Raw genomic sequence first — 2,662 nt, forward strand, 5'->3', positions numbered from 1 at the left:
AAAGCGAGTTCCACCGGGTGACCTGCTTCAACGGCCTCGCCAAGACCGTCGGCCAATACTGCTCCAAGGGCCAGCTGGTCAGCGTCCAGGGCCGCATCCACTACACCCAGTGGGAGGACAAGGACGGGGTCACCCGCTACGGCACCGAGATCCTCGCCGACAAGGTCGACTTCCTCTCCCGGGGTAACGGGTCGAGCGACGACACCGACAACACCGGGGCTCCCGAGATCGACTGACATCCAACATCATCGATCTCCATCAGAGGGGCGCTGTCCAGGCCAGACAGCGCCCCCTTTTTTGTTGCTCAATATCGGAGGCGAGGAGGGGCCTGGCTCACGGTTGTCCCATTCTGATGGCCGCGCAACCGGCGCGTCAAGGACGGCAGGGTCCCACCATTTTGCCTCCCCTTCGCTGCGCTACGGTCCAACAAAATCGTTACCCCTACCACCGCTTCGCGGTCGCCCATCCGGGCGATCCCTGACCCGCCGGCCGCACGCCCATCCGTCCTGCTCCTGCCGTCAACGGCAGACATCAGGAGGAAATTATGGCTACGCAATTCCAACGGACTTCGACTTCGGATCGCTACTTTGCCGCGCTGGCTGTGGCAGAGCGTCGGGCGCTGCACAGCTTTTTCGATCAGCACATCGTGGAGGATCGCGATTTTGGATACTTCGCGCTGGACGAGGGTGACTACTATGCACTTCCGGCGCACCTTGCGGCGCGCGTGGTGCACACTATCCACGGGGCGATGTCAGACGAGTTCTGACCGCACGACGAGGGCAGGGGTCGGCAACGGCTCCTGCCCTTTTTTCTTAGTCGCCGGGCCGCAACTGTTGACCAATATGCCGAACCTGACCTCGGTGAAAAAGGACGGGTGAAACTGCACATGGCATCCGACATCGACACTTCTCGCAAATGCTATCTGGTCCCCGCCACTGAACCGAAAGCGACATCGATCTTAACCTGATGGGCTTGGGACGCAGCCTATGCTGCATGAATGGAAGAAAAATACAATAAAACAGAGGGTTGTCGCTCACAATCGAGCGAACAATCGAGTGGTAGCCAAGGCTCAGTCATAGCCCCTCGCAGGCCATCGTTCAGGTTGAAACTGACTGGCTATATCGCTCGTCGCAAGTCGCTTCCGATCGGTATCACATGGGACACTGAACTTCCCGGCTTTGGACTTCGTAAAAGGAATTCGGGACACCTTACATGGATAGTCAAGCATAGCCCGCGAGGTGTGCAGCGCATGGTGACGCTTGGATGCGCGGGTGTGGCGGCAGGTGCGCTGAGCGCGCCCGCCGCGCGCGCTGCCGCGCGCAGTTTGCTCATCAAGGCTACGCTTGCCGACCTCCCGACCGCGCCCGAGAAGAGGCGGGTGCCGCTGTTCGCTGATTATGCCGAAGAGTTCTGGCAGGACTATTCGCCGCATTGGAAGCCAGCGACTCAGCGATCGTCGCGTTCGCGCATTGATCAACTGCTCGTGCCAAGGTTCGGTGACCTGCCGGTCGACATGATCGAACGCGGGGACATCAACCGCTGGCGAGACAGCATGGCTGAGCGGGGAGGGACCTTCAACCGCGCCATCCCCATCATGTCGGTGATGATGCAGTATGCCGAAAAGCTCGGCTACCGGGTGAAGAATACCAACCCCTGCCGCGGCGTCTCGCGTTTCAAACGCGAGCTCCCAGAACGCTACCTCTCTGCCTCTGAATATCGCAGGCTGGGGCGCGTTCTGGCGGAACACGATGGGGTCAATCCATTCGTCATTCCGGCGCTGCTCATGCTCATTTACACTGGTGCGCGGGTCTCCGAGATCGCAACATTGCGCTGGCGTTATGTACAGCCGCCTCGGCTGCAACTGCCGGACAGCAAGACCGGCCCGAAGGCGATCTATCTCAATCCGCAAGCCATCGCAGTGCTTGATGGACTGGAACGCCGTGGCGACGAACTTCTGGTCTTTCCTGCTATGCGTCGCGAAGCTCCAATCAATCTCGGCCAATACTGGGATCGCATCAGGCGCCAGGCTGCGCTGCCCGACGTGCGGCTCCACGATCTGCGCCACAGCTTTGCCTCGGTTGCCATCGCGCAGCACATTCCGCTGGCGACTATCGGCAAGCTTCTTGGCCATGCGCTACCTGAGACGACAGCGCGATATGCGCACCTGGCGGACGAAGTGATCGCAGAAAGCGCCGATCGCATCTGTTCCAATCTCGCCAATGCTATGGGGATCGCAGCATGACCCAGTATGACCTCAGGCAGATCATTGCAGAGGAACTTGCGCGGGTCATACCGGGCGAGGCAGGCAAGCGCCGCTCGAGATTCGACTATGTGCTTCCCGGCTTTGGTGAGCGCATCCATCCATCCGGCCGCAAGAGCTACGTCTTGCAGCGTACTATGGGCGGCAAGCAACGGCTCATCACCATAGGCGATACCGCCATCCTGACGGAGCGCATTGCCAAGGATGTCGCACGACGCCTTATCCTGCGCATCGAGCTTGGCGAGAACCCCGCCGACAAGAAGCAGCGAGGGCGCAAGACGCCGACCTATGCAGCATTTCTGCAAACATACTGGGAAGTCGCCGCGCCGACCTGGAAGGCATCGACCCGCGAAATTCAGAATATCTACCGGCGGACCCATCTAGAGCAAGCGTTTCCGGGCA

4 protein-coding genes are annotated in these 2,662 nt (G+C 60.3%); all 4 read left to right on the plus strand.

Going from position 1 to position 2,662, the window contains the following annotated elements; all coding sequences use genetic code 11:
* Positions 1 to 236, plus strand: a 236-nt coding sequence (locus ACFDTG_RS16625; protein WP_375292025.1) for a single-stranded DNA-binding protein, incomplete at its 5' end; no start/stop codon positions are given.
* A 308-nt stretch (positions 237 to 544) separates the two neighbouring features.
* Positions 545 to 766, plus strand: a complete 222-nt coding sequence (locus ACFDTG_RS16630; protein ID WP_375292026.1) for a hypothetical protein — start codon at positions 545 to 547, stop codon at positions 764 to 766.
* 483 nt (positions 767 to 1,249) lie between these two features.
* A complete protein-coding gene (locus ACFDTG_RS16635) occupies positions 1,250 to 2,242 on the plus strand; it encodes a site-specific integrase (RefSeq protein WP_090481511.1) in 993 nt (330 codons plus the stop codon).
* A partial coding sequence (locus ACFDTG_RS16640; RefSeq protein ID WP_375292027.1) for an Arm DNA-binding domain-containing protein occupies positions 2,239 to 2,662 on the plus strand: 424 nt, incomplete at its 3' end. The genes ACFDTG_RS16635 and ACFDTG_RS16640, both read left to right, overlap by 4 nt.

Source organism: Qipengyuania sp., from assembly GCF_042095715.1.
Lineage (GTDB): Bacteria > Pseudomonadota > Alphaproteobacteria > Sphingomonadales > Sphingomonadaceae > Qipengyuania.